Origin of the sequence: Clostridium sp. ZBS2 (genome assembly GCF_023845855.1) — a bacterium.
In the GTDB taxonomy this organism is placed as follows: Bacteria; Bacillota; Clostridia; order Clostridiales; family Clostridiaceae; genus Clostridium; species Clostridium aquiflavi.
The window spans coordinates 100594-120033 of the sequence record NZ_JAMQIF010000006.1 but is presented as its reverse complement, the minus strand read 5'-3'; the positions used below and the strand labels follow the sequence as shown (position 1 = coordinate 120033).

Annotated in this window: 18 protein-coding genes and 1 pseudogene; 4 read left to right on the top strand and 15 right to left on the bottom strand. The window is 27.6% G+C overall.

All coding sequences use genetic code 11. From position 1 onward, the window contains the following. Positions 1 to 253: 253 nt before the first annotated feature. The 14 genes and pseudogenes from NG918_RS03135 to NG918_RS03070 form a co-directional block, all read right to left on the bottom strand. A pseudogene (locus NG918_RS03135) lies at positions 254 to 355 on the bottom strand (methylglyoxal synthase); the annotation flags it as partial. Positions 356 to 425: 70 nt separating this feature from the next. Then, the gene (rodA, locus tag NG918_RS03130; protein WP_252224470.1) at positions 426 to 1559 is read right to left on the bottom strand and encodes a rod shape-determining protein RodA; all 1134 of its coding nucleotides are present in this window, start codon (positions 1557 to 1559) and stop codon (positions 426 to 428) included. A gap of 121 nt (positions 1560 to 1680) precedes the next feature. Beyond that, positions 1681 to 1947, bottom strand: a complete 267-nt coding sequence (gene minE, locus NG918_RS03125; RefSeq protein WP_252214500.1) for a cell division topological specificity factor MinE — start codon at positions 1945 to 1947, stop codon at positions 1681 to 1683. Between the two features lie 12 nt (positions 1948 to 1959). Continuing rightward, complete coding sequence (gene minD, locus NG918_RS03120; RefSeq protein ID WP_252214497.1) at positions 1960 to 2757, bottom strand: septum site-determining protein MinD; 798 nt, start codon at positions 2755 to 2757, stop codon at positions 1960 to 1962. A gap of 18 nt (positions 2758 to 2775) precedes the next feature. Continuing rightward, positions 2776 to 3417, bottom strand: coding sequence for a septum site-determining protein MinC (gene minC / locus NG918_RS03115; protein ID WP_252214494.1), 642 nt, complete (start codon positions 3415 to 3417; stop codon positions 2776 to 2778). 402 nt (positions 3418 to 3819) lie between these two features. Beyond that, positions 3820 to 6705, bottom strand: coding sequence for a penicillin-binding transpeptidase domain-containing protein (locus NG918_RS03110; protein ID WP_252224466.1), 2886 nt, complete (start codon positions 6703 to 6705; stop codon positions 3820 to 3822). Further along, on the bottom strand, positions 6702 to 7193 hold the full coding sequence (gene mreD / locus NG918_RS03105) for a rod shape-determining protein MreD (protein WP_252224463.1): 492 nt from the start codon (positions 7191 to 7193) through the stop codon (positions 6702 to 6704). Before mreD ends, NG918_RS03110 begins: the two co-directional genes overlap by 4 nt. A 10-nt stretch (positions 7194 to 7203) precedes the next feature. Then, positions 7204 to 8049, bottom strand: coding sequence for a rod shape-determining protein MreC (gene mreC / locus NG918_RS03100; protein ID WP_252214485.1), 846 nt, complete (start codon positions 8047 to 8049; stop codon positions 7204 to 7206). A 3-nt stretch (positions 8050 to 8052) separates the two neighbouring features. Beyond that, positions 8053 to 9153, bottom strand: a complete 1101-nt coding sequence (locus tag NG918_RS03095) for a rod shape-determining protein (protein WP_252214482.1) — start codon at positions 9151 to 9153, stop codon at positions 8053 to 8055. Between the two features lie 26 nt (positions 9154 to 9179). Beyond that, entirely contained in the window at positions 9180 to 9869 is a 690-nt protein-coding gene (radC, locus tag NG918_RS03090; RefSeq protein ID WP_252214479.1) for a RadC family protein, read from the bottom strand. A 43-nt stretch (positions 9870 to 9912) separates the two neighbouring features. Continuing rightward, positions 9913 to 10479 carry a Maf-like protein gene (locus NG918_RS03085; protein WP_252214476.1) on the bottom strand — a complete coding sequence of 189 codons (567 nt, stop codon included), beginning with the start codon at positions 10477 to 10479 and terminating at the stop codon, positions 9913 to 9915. Between the two features lie 232 nt (positions 10480 to 10711). After that, complete coding sequence (locus NG918_RS03080) at positions 10712 to 11371, bottom strand: SPOR domain-containing protein (protein ID WP_252214473.1); 660 nt, start codon at positions 11369 to 11371, stop codon at positions 10712 to 10714. 118 nt (positions 11372 to 11489) lie between these two features. Continuing rightward, entirely contained in the window at positions 11490 to 12002 is a 513-nt protein-coding gene (locus tag NG918_RS03075) for a GNAT family N-acetyltransferase (protein WP_252224455.1), read from the bottom strand. 329 nt (positions 12003 to 12331) lie between these two features. Then, positions 12332 to 13786: an aminoacyl-histidine dipeptidase gene (locus NG918_RS03070; protein ID WP_252214467.1), complete on the bottom strand. Its 1455-nt coding sequence runs from the start codon at positions 13784 to 13786 to the stop codon at positions 12332 to 12334. Positions 13787 to 13987: 201 nt separating this feature from the next. Between NG918_RS03070 and pyk the strand changes: the two genes are divergently transcribed. Then, on the top strand, positions 13988 to 15406 hold the full coding sequence (gene pyk / locus NG918_RS03065) for a pyruvate kinase (RefSeq protein ID WP_252214463.1): 1419 nt from the start codon (positions 13988 to 13990) through the stop codon (positions 15404 to 15406). A gap of 351 nt (positions 15407 to 15757) precedes the next feature. Here the strand turns inward: pyk and rpsA are convergent, their stop codons facing one another. Then, positions 15758 to 16894 (bottom strand): 30S ribosomal protein S1, encoded by a 1137-nt coding sequence (gene rpsA, locus NG918_RS03060; protein ID WP_252214460.1) that lies wholly within the window; start codon positions 16892 to 16894, stop codon positions 15758 to 15760. A 463-nt stretch (positions 16895 to 17357) separates the two neighbouring features. Here rpsA and NG918_RS03055 point away from each other — a divergent pair, with 463 nt between their 5' ends. Genes NG918_RS03055 through NG918_RS03045 form a run of 3 tightly spaced genes read left to right on the top strand, consistent with a single transcriptional unit; the run spans position 17358 to position 19388 of the window. Beyond that, positions 17358 to 18029, top strand: a complete 672-nt coding sequence (locus NG918_RS03055; RefSeq protein ID WP_252214458.1) for a hypothetical protein — start codon at positions 17358 to 17360, stop codon at positions 18027 to 18029. Positions 18030 to 18067: 38 nt separating this feature from the next. Further along, positions 18068 to 18721 carry a PspA/IM30 family protein gene (locus tag NG918_RS03050; protein ID WP_252214456.1) on the top strand — a complete coding sequence of 218 codons (654 nt, stop codon included), beginning with the start codon at positions 18068 to 18070 and terminating at the stop codon, positions 18719 to 18721. Positions 18722 to 18731: 10 nt separating this feature from the next. Continuing rightward, on the top strand, positions 18732 to 19388 hold the full coding sequence (locus NG918_RS03045; protein ID WP_252214454.1) for a DUF1292 domain-containing protein: 657 nt from the start codon (positions 18732 to 18734) through the stop codon (positions 19386 to 19388). Positions 19389 to 19440: the final 52 nt, after the last annotated feature.

Below are 19440 nucleotides of genomic sequence, written 5' to 3'. Positions count from 1 at the left end.
CCTTATTAAATTATATTTACGGAAAACGTATATTATGAAATATTTAACTACTAAATAAAAAAAATACTATTATTTTATTACAGTACATGCTTTTTGGTTCTATTTTATTAGGCTATGTTTTAAAACATTGTTGATATTGTAGTATAAAGCTCATGGACAGAGTAATTTACTTTAAGAACTCAAAAAAAGCAGATGATACATTAATATCACCTGCTTCTATATAACCTTCTAACATGAAGATTAATACCCTTTATTAAAATTGTTTAATTATTAAATCTGCTGTACCTAAGTTGGTAACAACCGGTATATTATGTACATTGCATACCCTAAGCAATGCTGATACATCTGGTTCATGTGCTATTAATGCTATTCTCATATATCCCACTCCCTATTCTAAACCATTTAATCTAGCTTTTATCTTTTATCTAAAAATATATTTTCTTTCTTCTCATACCTATATTCAATACTAAAGCTATAGACATAATAGTTGTTAAAAGTGAACTTCCACCATAACTTATTAATGGTAATGTTATTCCTGTTATAGGTAATAATCCAATTGTCATACCTATATTTTGAAATATTGCAAACAAGAAGTATGAAATTATTCCAACACATATAATAGATCCAAAAATATCTTTTGATGTTCTTGCAATAGAAATCATCTTATATATTAAAAATCCATATAAGGTCAATAATACTATAGCTCCAATAAGCCCCCATTGTTCAGCTATTGCTGCAAATATAAAATCTGTTTGAACTTCTGGAACATTCTGAGCTGAATATCCTGTTGTTCCATCAATTTTTAATGATGGCCTACTTCCAAGTATTCCGCCTGATCCTATTCCTATTAATGACTGTGTTAAGTGATATCCAGATGTAGCATCTGCTGCTTCAGGATTTAAAAACGCTGTAAATCTTTGCTTTTGATATGATTGAATAAGTCCTGAATTCCAAACTATAACTATTAATAGTACTAAGCTTAACAACCCACCACCTATTACTTTCATATCAAGTCCTGCTATATAAAATATACCAAGAACTATAAAAAAGCAAACCATAGTCATTCCCATATCAGGTTGAGTTACAATAAATATAACTGGTACCAATGCATAAAAGACAAGTATAAAGAAACTTTTAAGATTATTTATTTCTCCATCCATCTCATCTAACTTTTTAGCCAGCATAAGTATAATTCCTAGTTTTGCAAGTTCAGCTGGTTGTAATTGAAAGCCTCCAACTCTAATCCATCCCCTTGCACCATTAACTACTACTCCAATTCCCGGAATCTTAGCAGCTAAAAGCAGTATTACAGATCCCCAATAAAATATTGGAACATAATTTAATATTATTGTATAATCTATAACAACAAAAAAATACAGTGCAATTATAGATAAAACAAGCCAAAAAAATTGTTGTTTTGCAAAAGCAAAACCATATTCTCCTTTAGTACACATATAAATGTTTAAAATACCATATAGCACTAAAAGCACTGTAGAAATTAATACAGTTTTATCAATTTCTTTTATTAATCTTAAGTCAATTTTGAAGTTTTTAAGCAATTCCTCACCTCGAATATATAGAGATTTATAATAAAATTATATATATATTATCTTATTTTTCTCTATAAAAAGCTATTAATTCAACAAATCATAATAAAATATTAATATTTTATTATAAGCTTTATCTTCTTATACTTTTAATAGGAATACTTGCAATTAATGCAGAAGTATTTTCACCTTCCATATCTTCACTCTTATTTACAGATATTTCAACATCATCTACTTGAATTTCTATATATTTAGATATTACCGCAAGTATTTCTTTTCTTATTTTTTCTAAAGTATCTGTAGGAATTTCCCCTCTATCATGTATAAGTATAAGCTTTAATCTATCCTTTGCAACTTGCTTAGGTGTTGGTCTACTGCTCAACCCCTTAAAAAATCCCATTTAAGACCCTCCTTACTTACGTTTAAATAATCTTTTTAATGATGTAAAGAAACCAGTTGATTCTTGTTGTAAATTCATTATATCAACTTTTTCTCCTGTAATTCTTTTAGCTATATTTCTAAATGCTTGTCCTGAATATGATTGTTCCTCTAATACTATTGGTTCTCCCTTATTAGTAGAAACAGTTATGTTTTTGTCATCAGGAACAACTCCTAAAAGTTCAACTGATAAAGTTTCTATAATATCACTTATGTCAAGCATATCTCCATTTTTAGTCATTTCATAATTAAGTCTATTTATTATTAACTTATGATCTTCTAGACCTTTAGCATCTAATTTTCCTATAACTCTATCTGCATCTCTAACTGATGTTATTTCTGGATTTACAACAATAACAGCACTATCTGCACCAATAACAGCGTTTTCAAATCCTTGTTCTATTCCCGCTGGTGAGTCTATAATAACATAATCAAATTCTTCCTTTAATTCATTTACTATTCTAAGCATTTCTTGTGGGCTTATATCGTCTTTATCTTTAGTTTGGGCAGTTGGAAGTAAACACATATTTTGAAATCTTTTATCTTTTATAAGTGCTTGTTTTAACCTACATCTTCCCTCTAGTACATCAACTAATGTATATACTATTCTATTTTCTAATCCTAACAATACATCTAAATTTCTAAGTCCTGTATCTCCATCAATAACTACAACTCTTTTACCAAGTGCAGCTAATGCAGTACCTATATTTGCTGTTGTAGTTGTTTTTCCAACTCCACCCTTACCTGAAGTTACTACAATAGATTCTCCCATTTACATTCTCCTCCGATATTATATATATTTATTTGCTAAATATGGTTCAACTATAATGGTTCCGTCCTTCACTTTTGCTATTTCTGGATACTTAGGTTTTTCTAATCCATCTGGTGAAATAGTTATTACATCTGCTATTTTTAATATTTCTGGTTCTAGTAAAAAAGCAGCAATAATAGATTTTTTATTCCCTGTATTCCCTGCATTTACGCTTCCTTTTAGTGATCCTAAAACGATTATATTGCCACCTGCATGAACTTCTGCTCCGCTATTAACATCTCCTATAATTACAATATTACCTGGGTAAGTCAAACATTGACCACTTCTTACAGTACGTCTTATAAATTTAGTTTTTCCTTCATATACCCCATTAAATATTTTCGTTTGTATATTACTTTCTTGCTCTAATTGTTCAAAAATAATTTCGTTTAATTCTATTTCATTTAAAAGAGATTCTTTAAGTTTTTGAATATCATTTTTTTTTATCAAACTTAAATTCACATTAAGAATTAAGGTTGTACCTTTGTAAAAATGCTTACCTTTTGATAACTTTTTTATTAACATATTTAACATGTCTTCAAAGCTCTCGAATTTCTCCATATCAATTGTCGCATTTATACCTTCCCTGTTTCCCTTTATTAAAACACCATCCTTATGCATTGCTACCTCCAATCAAGTGATTATTATTTATGTAAAGCAACAAGATTTAACTATCTAGTTCATCACTTCTTAAACATAGCATTAACTAAAATATTATTACATTAAATAATATTAGCAATGATATATTAGGATAAATTATGTATATATTAAATATAAAATTAATACTCATTTTTGATATTACAACCTAGTTTAAATTATAACATTATTATATTATTTTTGTACATATTAATTTGGCTTTAACACTTAAAACTGCTTGTTAAAAAGTGACTTTTTGAAAGTTTAAAAAACTTCTTATAATTTTCTATTCGTAAATAAAAAAGTTATCTTAAACTTAAATTCGTTTAAGATAACTTTTTATTATTTTTCTATATATTAGTTTTGAGTAACAGTCGCTTCATTTATTTATGGTTTAGTTGTATTAAAAGGATTTTCTAATACATATTTTTTAAATGATTCTGATTGCGATGCATAATTAGTTCCAATTAATTGATCTTTAAAATATGCTTCATAAACAGCTTTAACTGCTGGAGCTATCTCTCCACCATGTCCTCCATCAAATACAACTGCAACTACTGCTATTTTAGGATTATCAGATGGAGCAAAACTTATATATGTTGCATAAGGTGATCTACCTATTTCCTTTTGATTCTCTCTAAAATCTGCAGTACCTGTTTTACCTGCTGTTGGTATAGGGAAATTTCTAAATGTAGCGGAAGCAGTACCACCTTCCGCTTCATTAACACTTGACATACCGTTTCTAACAGCATTTATTGTATCACTTTTCATTTCTACTTTATTTAAAACTTCTGAACCAAATTCTTGAACTACATTTCCATCATTATCAGTAATTTTATCTACTAAATGAAGTTTATATCTAGTTCCACCATTTGCTACAGTTGAAACATATGATGCTAATTGCATAGGTGTATATAAATTTATACCTTGACCTATTGCAGCATATACTATTTGAGCTGGTGACGTTATTTCTGCCGGTTTGTCATTAACTGCAAATCTAGTAATTATTCTAGTAACTGCAGCAACTTGCTCATCTGCATTAAATTTTTTACCTTCACTTTCCCACTTAGCCACGCTTTGTTTATATTTATCTGAATTATCTACTATTGTTTTTACATAAGGTTTTATACTCTTAGAAAACTCATCTTCTGTTTCTTCAATGCCCTTTCCTGGTTCAACTTTTTTTAATCTTTCCTCAACCTTATCTTTTATAGACTTTTTAGCTTCTTTTATTTTTTCAGTATCATCTTCTGAAAATCCTATATCAAACGGAACAAAATTTCTTTCTGCTCCCTTATAATCTCCTTTTTGCAAATAATCTACTAATTCGTATTTAGCATAGTATACTGATTGATTTTTAAATGATTCAAAATTATATGTTTGACCAAAATTTTCTTCTATCTCTATCCCTGTTGTAGCTTTTTCCTTAGAATCAGGTGGAATTCCTAATCCAAATTCCCATGCATATTTTGCTATAGAATTTAATCCTTCAATTCCTTTACCATTTAACATATACATTCTATAAGCAACTTCATAGAAATAATAGTTACAAGATACCTGTATTGCCTTAGCCACATCTGTAGGTCCATGAGTAGCACCACTAGTCTGATAAATTAAACATTTTGGGTCAAATGCCGGTCCAAATGTTTCAGGATGCTCTTTAAATACCCCCATATCCACTATTGTTTCACTTGGAGTAACTGCTCCTTCTTCAAGAGCAGCAATTGATGTTAATACTTTAAATGTTGATCCTGGCGGGATTTTTCCCATTGTTGCATAATTATAAAATGGTTTTGGATATAAATCATTAACATCTTCTCTATACCCATTCGCATCTTCTGGAAATAATTGATTAACACTTTTACTTAATCCCTTATTTTGTATTAATTGATTTGCAAAAGCTTCATAATCTGGTGAAAAATATTCTTTGGTTTCTTCTTCACTTACCGTTCCTGGTATTGTAAATACATTAGGATTATAGTTTGGATAACTAACTAAAGATAAAATCTTACCACTATTGACATCTACTGCAATTAAAGCACCTCTTGTTGCATTAGAATATCTTGATCCATCACTATCATAGTCATTCTCTCTTATATTCTTTATACCATCTGCAAAAGCATGCTCTGCTGCATATTGAATTTCACTATCTATTGTAAGATGAACATCATTTCCTGGATAAGATTGAAGCTTAAACAGTTCTTCTGTAACTCTACCTTGAGAATTTACCTTTACTGTTTTTCCACCTTTAACACCCTTTAATTGTTCCTCAAATGCTGACTCTATACCAGATTTACCTATTAAATCTGATGATACATCATATCCTCTTAATTCATACTTATCACTTTGTGAACTATCAATAGATGACACATAACCTAAAGCCGAAGATGCTAATTCTTGATTAGGATAATATCTTACAGGCTCTAAATTAACATCTATTCCTGGCAATGAACTAAGCTTTTGATAAACTATAAAAGCAGTATCTTTTTTTATATTACTTGCTATTGTTACAGCTTTATAACCTTTAAAACTTTGCATTTTTATAGCATCTTTTATTACAATAAAGTTTCTAATATCCCTTAATGAATATCCATTTTGTAATAATATATCTGTTATTTCTTTTCCGCTCATTTTACTATATGCTGCACTTTGTTCCTTATTAGGACTCGGATCAACACACTTAATTAAATTATAAGCCTTGACTAAATAATAAAAAGTATCTTCTGGACTTATCTTAACTAATTCTTCATTTATTTTTTGATTTTGATTGTCATCAAGTTCTTCTACATCCTTGAAAAGAGTTTTGTGAAGTTCATCATTTAAACCTCTATCTCTTTTAAACCTAATTTCTTCATATTTTCTTGATTCTGCATCTGATGTTTTATACTCGAAGTAAATTTCATTATTATCATTTAATTTTAAATTTAAAGTATCTTGAAATTTTTCTCCATTTTCTTCTAATACTTTAAAAAGTTCTTTCATAGTTGAATAAAACACTTTATCTGCATCTGTAGTTTTAGTATATGTAAGAGTATATGTTTGTATATTAGTAGCTAATAAATTACCACTTTGATCATATATCTTTCCTCTTGGTGCTTTTTCCGATACGAATCTTGTCGAATTGGCATTAGCTCTTTCTTTATAATTATCATAATTTAACACTTGAAGATATATAAGCTTTATAGTAATAGCTCCAAAGATAATAAACATTATTATACTCAAAATAGTATACCTTGAAATTTTCTTTTTCTTTGTTGGCTTATTTACTATCATTTAAACCTCCATGGTCTTTTTTTATATTCCTCATCTGGAATTTTCATAATTAGCTTATATACAAAAAACATAATTATAGAATTGTATAATGCCATTCCTATACCTTTGAATAGTTCCATATCTATTCTTAAAAAATAGCATATTATAAATATTCCCATATATTTAAAAACAGTTATTAAAAACATAGAAATTATGGGAATTAACTTTTTAGTTTTAAATATATTTTCACCAATTATACTTGCAAAAAGACATAATAATAAATTTAATATAGAATTTATTCCAAAAACATTAAAGAAAAATAAATCCTGTAGTATTCCACTTACCGATCCTATAAAGACTGCCTTTTCTCTTCCATATACAAGTGAGTATGCAATAGCAAAAGTAAGTAATATGCTTGGATATACCCCATGTATAGAAAAGAACGGAATTAAAGAATTATCCAATATAGCTAATCCTATAGATATTAAAATAACTATTAATTTTTCCATACTAAAACCCCTAATATTTTATTTCTCTTGTGTCTTTAGGAGATACAATAAATAATTCTTCTAGCTTATTAAAATCTACATAAGGTTTTACAACAGCACTCTTCATAACTTTTATCTTATCTTCGTCAACATGAGTAACTTCCCCTATTTTAATTTCTTTAGGATAAATCAGTCCAACACCTGATGTAATTATTACATCACCCTCTTTTACTTCTGAATCAATTGGTAAATTGTATACCTTAGCTAAATTTCTATTTTTATTATCTTTATATCCTTTTAAGTATCCAGTTGATTCTCTAGTACTTTCAACCATAACGCTTACAGCTATGTTTTCATTGATCAATGATTGAACTATACTCCAGTTACTTCCTACTGATGTTACTTGACCTACAAGACCTTGTGCAGCCATAACAACCATACCTTTTTTTATACCTTCATTTTCGCCCTTATTAACTATATATCCATCTAAAAAATTTCCACCGCTATATCCGATTATATCGCATCCTATATAATTGTAATTGTTATTTTGCTCTGCAAAATTTACAATTGATCTTAATCTTTTATTCTCTTCTTCTAAATCTGAATATTGTATAAGTTTACTTTTAAGTTCTTCATTTTCTACTGTTAGCTTTTTACTTTGATCTTTAACTTCTGAAAAATTTAAAAAGAAATCTAAAGTTTCTTTCACTCTGTTTGTAGCCTTATAAATAAGCGTTTGAGCTGGTTTCAACGCATTACTAGCACCATTTTCAATAACAGTTTTATTCTCTCTCTTGACTGTATAAACTATAAGTCCTAAAAATGTAACTGACAGCACTATAATAGTTACTGCCAGTTTGTTTTTAAGAAATTTCATTTACTAACCTCTTTGATCTTTGCTTATCTTATCAAAATCTTCTAGAGCTTTACCAGCGCCTAAAACTACACAATCAAGAGGTGCCTCTGCTATATGTACAGGCATATTTGTTTCTTCATTTATTAAAATATCCAAGCCTTTTAATAAAGCTCCCCCACCAGCTAACATGATTCCTTTATCCATAATATCTGCTGCTAATTCTGGTGGTGTTTTTTCTAGTGTTGTTTTAATTGCTTCAATAATAGCACATACTGGCTCTCTTAAAGCTTCTCTTATTTGAGATTCTGTAATTTCTATTACTTTAGGTAAACCACTTATCATGTCTCTACCTTTTATTTCCATAGTTCTATCATCATTATTAAATTCAACTACTTCACTTACTTTATCACTTTCTTCATCAGATTCACTTGCAGCTTCAACATTTACTGAATTATTAAGCTTTTTACTTACGTGAGCTGAACCTATCTCCATTTTAACTTGTTCTGATGTTCTTTCACCAATCATTAAATTAAATTCTTTCTTAATATAAGAAATTATTGCTTGATCTAATTCATCTCCAGCAACTCTTAATGATCTGCTTGTTACTATACCACCTAATGATATAATAGCGACTTCAGTTGTTCCTCCACCAATATCTACTATCATACTACCTGTTGGTTCACTAACTGGTAATCCTGCGCCGATAGCTGCTGCCATTGGTTCTTCCATTAATATAACGTCTCTTGCACCCGCTAATTTAGTAGCTTCTTCGATTGCTCTTTTTTCTACCTCTGTAATTCCTGATGGATAACAAACTATTATTCTTGGGCTCTTAAATGCATTTTTAGTAGAAACTTTTTCTATTAATTTCTTTAGCATTGTTTGAGCTACATCAAAGTCTGCAATTACTCCATCTCTTAAAGGTCTTATTGCAACTATATTTCCTGGTGTTCTTCCTATCATAAGTTTAGCTTCTGAACCTACTGCTAGTGGTTTTCTAGTTATATTGTTCATTGCTACAACAGAAGGTTCTCTTAAAACTATTCCTTTTCCTTTTGCAAATACTAAAGTGTTTGCTGTTCCTAAATCTATTCCCATATCTTTTCCAGATCCAAAAAATGCCATTGTATTTTTCCCCTTTCAATTTTCAATTATACAAATCCTTTTTCTTTTAAGCTTATAAAATTATTTTTCCCAATTATTATATGATCAAGCAATTCAATCCCCATGATTTCACCACACTCTTTTATTCTAAGAGTTATATTTTTATCTTCCTTGCTGGGTGTGGGGTCTCCTGAGGGATGATTATGAGCTATTATTATTTTTGCACTACTTTTATTTATTGCTTCCTTAAAGATTTCTCTTGGATGGACGATAGATGTATTAAGACTACCTTTGAATACATCTTTTGTGCCAATAACAATATTTTTAGTATTTAAAAATATTACCTTTAATATTTCTTGCTTTAATAAACTCATTTCTCCATTAATTAATGTCGCTAAATCATTAGGACACATAATTTTTACATCTCTATCTACTGATTTAAATGTTCTAAATCTTTTAAAAAGTTCAGCTAAAGCTAGTATTTGAGAAGCTTTGCCTTCTTTTATTCCCTTTATTGATGTTATATCATCTAAACTTGCTTCTAAAATTCCATCTAACCCTTGAAATTCTGATAATAACCTATTGCTAAGTTGAAGCACATTTTCACCTTTAGTACCGGTTCTAAGTATTATTGCTAATAATTCAGAATTATTTAAAGTATCCGCTCCATACGATAATAACTTCTCTTTAGGTCTTTCACTTTTAGGTATATCCTTAATTTTAAGACTATTTTCCATAAATACTCTCCTCTTAATATTTTGGATACCCCATCCCTTAATACTATATAGCTTCTTCAAGCATAGTTTTCAATTTATTTAAAGGAAGTCCTACAACATTATAGTAACATCCTCTAATTTCTTTAACAAAAATTCCACCTATACCCTGTATTCCATAGGCTCCTGCCTTATCTAAAGGTTCCTTGGTTTTTATGTATTTTCTAATCTCATCGTCATTCATCTTTGAAAAAACAACCTCTGTAGCAACGCTATCTTTTAATACTAAATCTTTTTTAGTGTTAATAACTACTACTCCTGAATATACCTTATGGCTTCTTCCTTGAAGTAATTTAATCATATTGAATGCATCTTCTTCATCTTTAGGTTTTCCAAGTATCTTATCATCTAATGTAACTATAGTATCTGCTGATATTATTATAGCATCTTCTTTTATCTTATCTTTAATGCTCATTGCTTTTCCTAATGCTATACTTTGAACATACTCATCAACTGAGTTTTCAAAAATCACTTTTTCTTCATCAAAATCACTAACCATTATATCAAAATCATCACATAATCTAATTAGTAATTCTTGTCTTCTTTGTGATGCAGATGCCAATATTACTTTCATATAATCACATCCCTTTAATAACTATCATCAAATAAATATCTCTTATTTATAATAATTATAGACATATTACATATTTTTAATAATTAAAATATATAAGGTGTAGTAATTGTGACGACTTACTACAGTCACTTACTACACCAATATAGTTTATCATTTAACTAGTTCTTAAACAAGTACGTTAAAGCAACTTGTAACACTTTTATAAAAATTTAATTTTATTGTAATAATTATTCTATTGCATATTTTTTAATCTTTCATAAAAGTATTTTAAGTATTCATTTACATTATTTTTATTTAATTCATCTGGTAAATTATTTATATAATCACTGATTTCTTTTAAACTATTATTTGTATCCAAGTTCTCTTTTTTTGTAATATTTAAACACCAAGTTTTATAATCAGATGTTTTTACACTTTTTACATTTTCATCTTCTAATGTGCTATTTATCTTTAAAAATGCATTTATAAGTTCTGCAACTTTATTTTGTTCTAAATTTTCTTTAGATATACTAAATTTAATTTTCACAGCATTTATTCCTTGAGATATTAAATTTTCCAATTGTTTTTCACCATCTTTTTTAGAATACAATCCTATAACAACTCTATAATGACCTTCTTCTTCAATAATGTAAGAATTATATTTAGAAGGTATTGTTCTCATTGCTGCATCTGCATTGTCTTTGTTGGAATAATATCCAAATTGTAGTGCTATAAACTCTTGATCTGAAACAACATTTTCTTGTTGATTGAATGAACTAATATCTAATTTCCCCTTAAATATGAATTTACTAAAATACATTCCCATTAAAATTGATAATAAAGCTATTATTAATATTATAAATATAAGTTTCATCTTTCCATGTTTTTTATATTCATATCTAGTATACTTCATAAAATACCTCCTAAAATTAAATTATGTAAAATATATTAATTATATTTGTAATAATATATTTATTGTTAACTTTACATTTATATGAATTATGTTAGGTATTTTATTTTATAAATTTTACTTACGATATCTTATTTAATATAAGTAAATCTGATGTTTCATATTTACTATCTTCAAAAAAGTTTTTTGCAATTCTTAATTTATTGAATCCAGAGTTATTCCAAAACTTAACTGCCCTATTATTTTTTGAATTTACACCAACTTTGAAACACTCTATACAATATTTACTCTTAAAATATTGCAAAATTTCTATTAACATATTTTTTCCAAGCCCTTTGTTTCTAAATCTTGAATCTATTAAATATAGCCATATGAATAGCTCTGATTTTTCTTGTAACTCTAATCTGCCTTTAAACACACCATAAATCTCATTATCTTTTTCTATTTTTAAAAATAGTTCTTCTTCTGTTAAATAATATTCTAAAAATCTTCTGAAAAATAATTGTTGGTCTAAAGAAAATAAATCAACACTGAATTTGTCATTTAAAATTATCCATTTATTTAATCTATCTATGTCACTCTTTTTTACACTAGTTATTTCAAAATCTTCATAATAAAACTCAACATCTACCAATACATATATCCCCTCTTTCAATTAGTTCTAGATATTAATTACTTATTAAGTAATAATTCTTTATTAATCCATATTTATCCTTTATTAAATATAAATATTTGTTACGTTATTTGAAATGATAATTTATTTTTAAATTTGGCTCTATTTTAAATCTATGTTGATATACATGATAGATAAATATTGTATATTAATTTTTTTGAACTTACTTAGCCATTGTACCTGAGTTTAGCTTCTTTTAGTTTTAACAAAAATAAGGTATATAATAAAATTTTATAATCTTATTACATACCTCTAATATATAAATTTAAAATCAAATTTATAATATATTATTATCTTATTTCTTTTAATACCTCTAATAAATAACTCCATACTCTTTCTACAGAAGAAATACTCATATGTTCATTTGGAGTATGTGCATCAAATATATCTGGTCCAAAACTTATCATATCTAAGTCTCCTAATTTTTCTTTAAATAATCCACATTCTACACCAGCATGAATTGCCACAACTTCTGCTTCTTCATTATACATTTCTTTGTAAACATCTTTACAAATTTCTCTTATCTTAGATTCTTCTTTATATTGCCACTCTGGGTATCCAGCTGTATTAGACACAGTTCCGCCTAAAATTTCAGTTAAACATTTTATTCTTAAAACTATTTCTCCTCTTAAAGAAAATACAGAACTTCTAACTGCACTATCATATTCTACATGATCTTCTTTTGTTGTAAGAACTCCTATGTTAGTTGAACTTTCAGTTAAACCTTCAATATCAGAACTTACTGTATTTATTCCATTAGGATATAAGTATAAAAGATTTATTACATTTTCTGTACTTTTCTTTGAAAATACTTTTTCTATATTTTCTTTTAATTCTTCTATTTCTAATTGAATATTAGGATCTTTAACTCTAAATTCATTTTTAAACTCATCTCTTAATGTAGATATTATATTTAAAAATTCTTTTTCCTTATCAGCATCTATTAATAATTCTGCAATTGCTTCTCTTGGTATAGCATTATTCTTAGATCCACCGTTTAATGATACTAAATTCAACTCCATTTGGTTAAGTATATTTTTTAATACTCTTCCTATAAGTTTATTAGAATTTCCTCTTCCCAAATGTATATCAGATCCTGAATGTCCTCCACTCAAACCCTTTATTACAACTTTGAAAGCTTTTTTGCCTTCTTTAATATTTTCCCATTGTACATCTAAAGTAGATTTTGTTCTTATCCCTCCAGCACAACTTACTAATAATTTACCTTCTTCTTCAGAATCTAAATTTATTACTATTTTTCCATCTAAGCATCCTGACTTTAAAGCCATAGCTCCACTCATACCTGCTTCTTCATCACTTGTAAGTAAAACTTCTATTGCTGGATGTTCTAATGTATTATCTTCTAATATTGCCATTGCATATGCTACTGCAATACCATCATCAGCGCCAAGTGTTGTACCACTAGCATAAATAAAACCATCTTTTTCTACTAATTCTATAGGATCTTTAGTAAAATCATGCACTTTTTCGTTATTTTTTTCACAGACCATATCCATATGACCTTGTATTATTACCTTAGGAGATTTTTCATATCCTGGTGATGCTGGCTTTTTTATAATTATATTTAAGGCATCATCTTGAATTGCTTCTAATCCTAGGTCTTTCCCGAAATTAAATAAATAATCGCTTATTTCCTTCTCATTCCCTGAACCTCTAGGTATCCTAGATATTTCATTAAAGTAATAAAAAACTTTTTCACAATTAATTTGTTGAAATTTTCTCATAATTATTCTTTCCTTCCTAAATATGTGATAAAATTAACATATGTACTAATTAAGCTTAGTATTAAAATTAAATAAATTGTATTATTTATTAATTTTATCATAAAACTAAATTAATATTATAGAATTTAGCTAATTTTATTATTGAGCTTTAATATTACATAAATACAAAAAGGTATTAAAATTTATAGGAGAGGTGTTTATATGCAAAAAACTAAAATGATTTTTACTATTGGACCTGCAAGTGATAATGAGGAGACTATTAGAAAATTTATAGGAATCGGAATGAATGCTGCAAGATTAAATTTTTCGCATGGTACTTATGAATCACACAGAGAGAAGATAGAATTAATTAAAAAAGTAAGAGAAGATATGGGAACTCCTACTGCAATAGTCTTAGACATAAAAGGACCTAAGATAAGAACACATAACTTTGTAAATGATGGCGTAGAATTAAAAACTGGTCAAGAATTCTGTTTTATATGCGGAGATGAACTTCTTGGTGATGAAGAAAGATGTTCTATTACTTATGAAGAACTTTATAAAGACATACAAATTGGCGGAGAAATTCTTGTTGATGATGGTCTTTTAAGATTCAAAGTTATTTCTGTTGAAGGTAAATCTATTAGATGTGCTGTAACTGTTGGTGGAATGATTAAAAATCACAAAGGTGTTAATGTTCCTAATGTAATAATAAGACTACCTTCAGTAACAGAAAAAGATATAGCTGATATAAAGTTCGGTTGTGAAATGGGTGTAGACTTTATTGCAGCATCTTTTATAAGAAAAGCTAGTGATGTAGCTGATGTAAAGAAAATACTTTCTGAAAACAATGGAAAACATATTAAAGTAATAGCTAAAATTGAAAATCAAGAAGGCGTAGATAACATAGACTCTATAATAGAGCAAACTGATGCAGTAATGGTAGCTAGAGGAGATATGGGAGTTGAAATTCCAATTCAAAAAGTTCCTATAATTCAAAAAATGATAATTAGAAAATGTAATGATGCAGGAAAATTCGTTGTAACAGCAACTCAAATGCTTGATTCAATGATTAGAAACTCTTTACCAACTAGAGCTGAAGCAAGTGATATTTGTAATGCTATATTTGATGGAACTGATGCTATCATGTTAAGTGGTGAAAGTGCTTCTGGAAATTTCCCAATTGAAGCTGCTACAACAATGTCTGAAATTGCACAGGAAGCAGAAGCTCATTTAGATTATGCTCACTTAACAGCAAGATTAAGAGAACCATCTCTTACTGATTATGCTGGTGCAATAAGTTATACAGCTTGTAGAACTTCAAATTTATTAAATGCAGCTGCAATAGTAGCTGCTACTAAAAGTGGTGCTACAGCTACTATGATTTCAAGATATAGACCAAAATCTCCTGTTATAGCAATAACTCCTTACGAACAAGTAAGAAGAAGTTTAGCTTTAACTTTTGGTGTATTACCAATGCTTTGCGAAATGTATAATACTACTGATGAAATCTTAGTGGAAGCTAGAAGATCAGTGTTTGAATTAAATTTTGCTTTACCAGGTGATGATATTGTAGTTGCTGCTGGAATGCCAACAACTCAAACTGGTGGAACAAATATGTTAAAAATAGAGAAATTATAATATTTATTTTAAAATTTAAAATACTTTAAAACTCAAATAAGCTGTTTCAACATACAATATTCCTTGTATGTGAAACAGCTTATTTAAATCTATGTATTAATATATGTATAAGCAAAGTAGACTGAGTAATTGAACTTAGGAATACTAAAATAACTATAGTCCCATTTTAGCTTGCTCCCAANNTGAGACAAGCAGTAAATGTGACAATATTTATTAAGTATTCTCAAAATCCAATTACAATGCTACTTTGCCTATTACATATATGAATACACATTTAAAACATAGCCTTACTATTTTTTTAACTATTCATGTGTACAATATATAAATTTTCATGTATCATACATAATAATATTATTCAAATTTAAAATCCTTAAATAATTCTCCTAATGATACTCCATCTTCTTCATCTACATATTGTAAATATTCTTTACTAGTTTCTACTGCATCTTTTATACTTAAAGATAATCTCTTACCTTCCTTGTTAAAGTCTAATACCTTAACTTTTACCTTTTGATTTAATTCCAATACGTCAGATGGTTTAGCAATATTTTCATCAGTTATTTCTGAAATATGAACTAATCCTTCTATTCCTTCAAATATTTCAACAAACGCTCCAAATGAAGCAAATTTTACAACTTTACCTTCAAATATCATTCCTGACTTAATTTCATTTGTATGTAAAGTCCAAGGTTCTTTATTTATATCTTTTAATACTAAAGATAATTTTTGTTTTTCTACATCAACAGAACCTATATATACTTCAACTTTGTCATTTTCCTTTACTACTTCTTCTGGCCTATTTACTCTATTCCAAGATAAATCTGATATATGAACTAATCCTTCTACTCCACCAATATCAACAAAAGCACCATATTTAACTAACTTCTTAACTACTCCTGTTCTTTTTTCTCCTTCTTTTAAAGAATTCCATATAACTTTTCTATTCTTTTCATATTCTTCATTTTCAATTGCTTTTCTTGATGCAACTATTTTGTTATTTCTAAAGTCTAGTTCTATTATTCTAACTTCTAATTCTGTATTCTTTAATGTACTTAAATCTATCATACTTCTTGATGCTAATGAAGCTGGGATAAATACTCTTATATTACCATAATAAGAAATAAGTCCACCTTTAATTTCATCTTTTACATATACTTTAACATTTTTTTCTTCCTTAAAAGCTTTTTGTAATTGTTCTTTTTCTTTAATAACTAATGCCTTTATAAGTGATAGCTTAACATAGCCTTCACCATCGTTTGGAGATATAACGTATACATCTATTTCGTCATCAACTTTAAGTACATCCATAGGATTTTTATCATCTATTGATACTTCTTCTTTAGCTATTAATCCATCAAATGCATAATTTATATTTACTACTACTTCCTTTTCATTAACTTCTAAAACTTTTCCTTTTAGTATTTGACCTTTATTTATTCTTTTCACATCATATTCTTCTAAAAAACTTTTCATAGTATTATCTGACATTTAACCACTTCCTTAATATTATTTAGCTATCCTTTTAATACTTGTTAATATTTAATGTATAGCCAATCACTTAAAACATCTAATAAACTAGAGCTTAATTAATATAATTTTAATCTATTAATCTAATTTATACAAGAATTCACCCATTTTAATTATGTGTTTATATATTCAATAAGTGAAGTGGCATTATAATTTTTGATTTTACTCTTAAATTTTAAAGAGTTATAATATAACTCTTTAAAAGCTTTTATTTATCATTAAATATTAGATATATAGAGATATAAAGAGTTAATTGATTTTATTTTTCTCTACTTAACATTTTTAGTTGTTTTTCCATATTGTGTAGTCTAGATATTTTATCTATAATAAAGCTATAATCTTTTAGGGGGTGCTCACTATTTTTAAGATTAAGAAAAAACATATATTTACTATATTATTAGTTTTTTTATTTAGCATTTCCAGTTTGCCATTAGAACTTATATCTAATGTAAACCATAATACTAATAATAATTTAATTGCTTACGCAGATAGTAATATAGATGCCAGTATATTGAGCTCAACAAGCACTAACTTGTTAGCTAAGTCTGGTGGTAAGAGTTCCAGTGGATCTAGATCAACCAGTAAGAGTTCTAGTAGTTCAAAATCTAGCAGTAAAAGTTCCGGAAGCTCTAGCGGATTTAAATCAGGAAATTTTAACAGTTCTTCAAGTAAATCTTCTAGTGAAAGTAACAAAAATACCACTGATAAGAGTGCTGAAGGATTTAAATCAGGAAGTTTTTCTGACACAAAAAATAATAGTAATACAAATTCTTCAAACATAGATAAAACAACTAATGATTCCAATGAAACTAGCAGTGGTGCTTCAAAAGGATTTAGCAGTGGATCATATTCTTCTACTAATAATCCAAATGATTCAAATTCATCCAGCACAAATAGTAGTACGCAGAAGGATGAATCAAAAACATATATACCATCATCAAGTTCAGGGGGACTTGGCTGGTATGGAGGTTCTAGATTTTTTAGACCTATGTATTTTGGATCACCTTCAAGCTTAATAATTAATGCTTTAGTATTAGCACTAATGTTCTTTGTAATTTTAATGTTAATAAAACTTTATTTAAGAAGAAAAAGATAATAATAGATAATAATAAAAAATATTTAGGAGGCATTTTTATGGGAGTTTTTTCAAGAATATCAAATATGTTTAAGGCAAAGGTAAATAATACTTTAGATGAAATGGAAAATCCAATAGAATTATTAGATCAAAAATTAAGAGAAATGGAAGAACAACTTAGTAAAGCTAAATTAAATTCTGCACAAATCTTAGGAAATGTTCATGAAATAGAAAAGAACATGAATGATGCAAAGAAACAATCTGAAGATTTTGAATCAAAAGTAAAACTTGCTTTATCTAAAGGTGATGAAGAGTTAGCTAAAAAAGCTTTATCTAGAAAAATGGAAATTGATAAAAAATATGATTCTTTAAAATTAAGCTATGATAATTCTAAGGTTCAAGCTGATGCATTAAAGAAAAGCTTAAAGGAATTAGAAGAAGAAATAACTAAAACTAGAAACTATAGAGATGAAGCTGCTGCTAGGTATTCTAACGCTCAAGCTTCAGAAAAAATAAATGAAGTATTAGCTAATGTACAAACTAAAAATAATTCAATACAAATTGATAATATAGAAAGAAAAATTCAAAGAACCGAATCTCGTGCAAAAGGTTTAAGTGAATTAAAAGATTTAGATGATTTTGATAGCCAATTTGAAAAATTAAATGAGGTTGATTTAGACCTTGAATTAGAAAAATATAAAGATAATAAATAGGTGATTTCATATGAGTAAAGATTTAGATTTTATTAATGATGAGAAGAAGTACTGGGGAAAAATTTATACTGATATAGCTTATTCTATAAGTGAAAATGCATCATTTCTCTCTAAAGAAAAATTAAAAAACAGAAAATATTATGTTAAATCTTCTGTATTAAAAGATTATATTAAACTTTTAGATTCTACTGAATTAGATTGTAAAAAAGGTGGATTATTTAAATTATTTAAATCCAATAGTGCTTTAGATAAAGTAAGCAACTTTAAAACTGAAAACAGACAATCATTCAAAGAATTGGAGAATTGCAGTAAATGTACTTGTTTAAATTGTACTTTTGATTGTAAATTTAAATCATGCACAAGCTGTAGATTTGGATCTTATATTAAATCATGTGATAAAGAAAAGATTAATGTTAGAAAACATGATAACTTCATTATTGATTTAACAAATAATGATAGTGGTAATTCATCTAAATATAAAGTTTTAGCTACACTTGAAAATTGTATTAATGAAAATCAATATATAATACTAGAAAACATATCTTCATCTAATGATAAATTAGTATTATACTACTATCCCGAAATAAGAGGAGATTCTTATGGAGAGATTACTGATGTAGATGAATTTGATTTTATAGTTGAAACTTATCAAAACGCTGATTATTAAAGATGTAATTTTAGTAGACTATGTTTTAGTATAGTGTTGATATATACATAAG

Coding starts and splice junctions, on each gene's coding strand:
- rpsA (WP_252214460.1), bottom strand. CDS start 16,894: ATGTCAGATAATACTATGAAAAGTTTTTTAGAAGAATATGATGTGAAA.
- minC (WP_252214494.1), bottom strand. CDS start 3,417: ATGCATAAGGATGGTGTTTTAATAAAGGGAAACAGGGAAGGTATAAAT.
- minD (WP_252214497.1), bottom strand. CDS start 2,757: ATGGGAGAATCTATTGTAGTAACTTCAGGTAAGGGTGGAGTTGGAAAA.
- NG918_RS03050 (WP_252214456.1), top strand. CDS start 18,068: ATGGGAGTTTTTTCAAGAATATCAAATATGTTTAAGGCAAAGGTAAAT.
- minE (WP_252214500.1), bottom strand. CDS start 1,947: ATGGGATTTTTTAAGGGGTTGAGCAGTAGACCAACACCTAAGCAAGTT.
- NG918_RS03045 (WP_252214454.1), top strand. CDS start 18,732: ATGAGTAAAGATTTAGATTTTATTAATGATGAGAAGAAGTACTGGGGA.
- pyk (WP_252214463.1), top strand. CDS start 13,988: ATGCAAAAAACTAAAATGATTTTTACTATTGGACCTGCAAGTGATAAT.
- mreC (WP_252214485.1), bottom strand. CDS start 8,049: ATGAAATTTCTTAAAAACAAACTGGCAGTAACTATTATAGTGCTGTCA.
- mreD (WP_252224463.1), bottom strand. CDS start 7,193: ATGGAAAAATTAATAGTTATTTTAATATCTATAGGATTAGCTATATTG.
- NG918_RS03110 (WP_252224466.1), bottom strand. CDS start 6,705: ATGATAGTAAATAAGCCAACAAAGAAAAAGAAAATTTCAAGGTATACT.
- NG918_RS03095 (WP_252214482.1), bottom strand. CDS start 9,153: ATGGCATTTTTTGGATCTGGAAAAGATATGGGAATAGATTTAGGAACA.
- NG918_RS03070 (WP_252214467.1), bottom strand. CDS start 13,786: ATGAGAAAATTTCAACAAATTAATTGTGAAAAAGTTTTTTATTACTTT.
- radC (WP_252214479.1), bottom strand. CDS start 9,869: ATGGAAAATAGTCTTAAAATTAAGGATATACCTAAAAGTGAAAGACCT.
- NG918_RS03080 (WP_252214473.1), bottom strand. CDS start 11,371: ATGAAGTATACTAGATATGAATATAAAAAACATGGAAAGATGAAACTT.
- NG918_RS03085 (WP_252214476.1), bottom strand. CDS start 10,479: ATGAAAGTAATATTGGCATCTGCATCACAAAGAAGACAAGAATTACTA.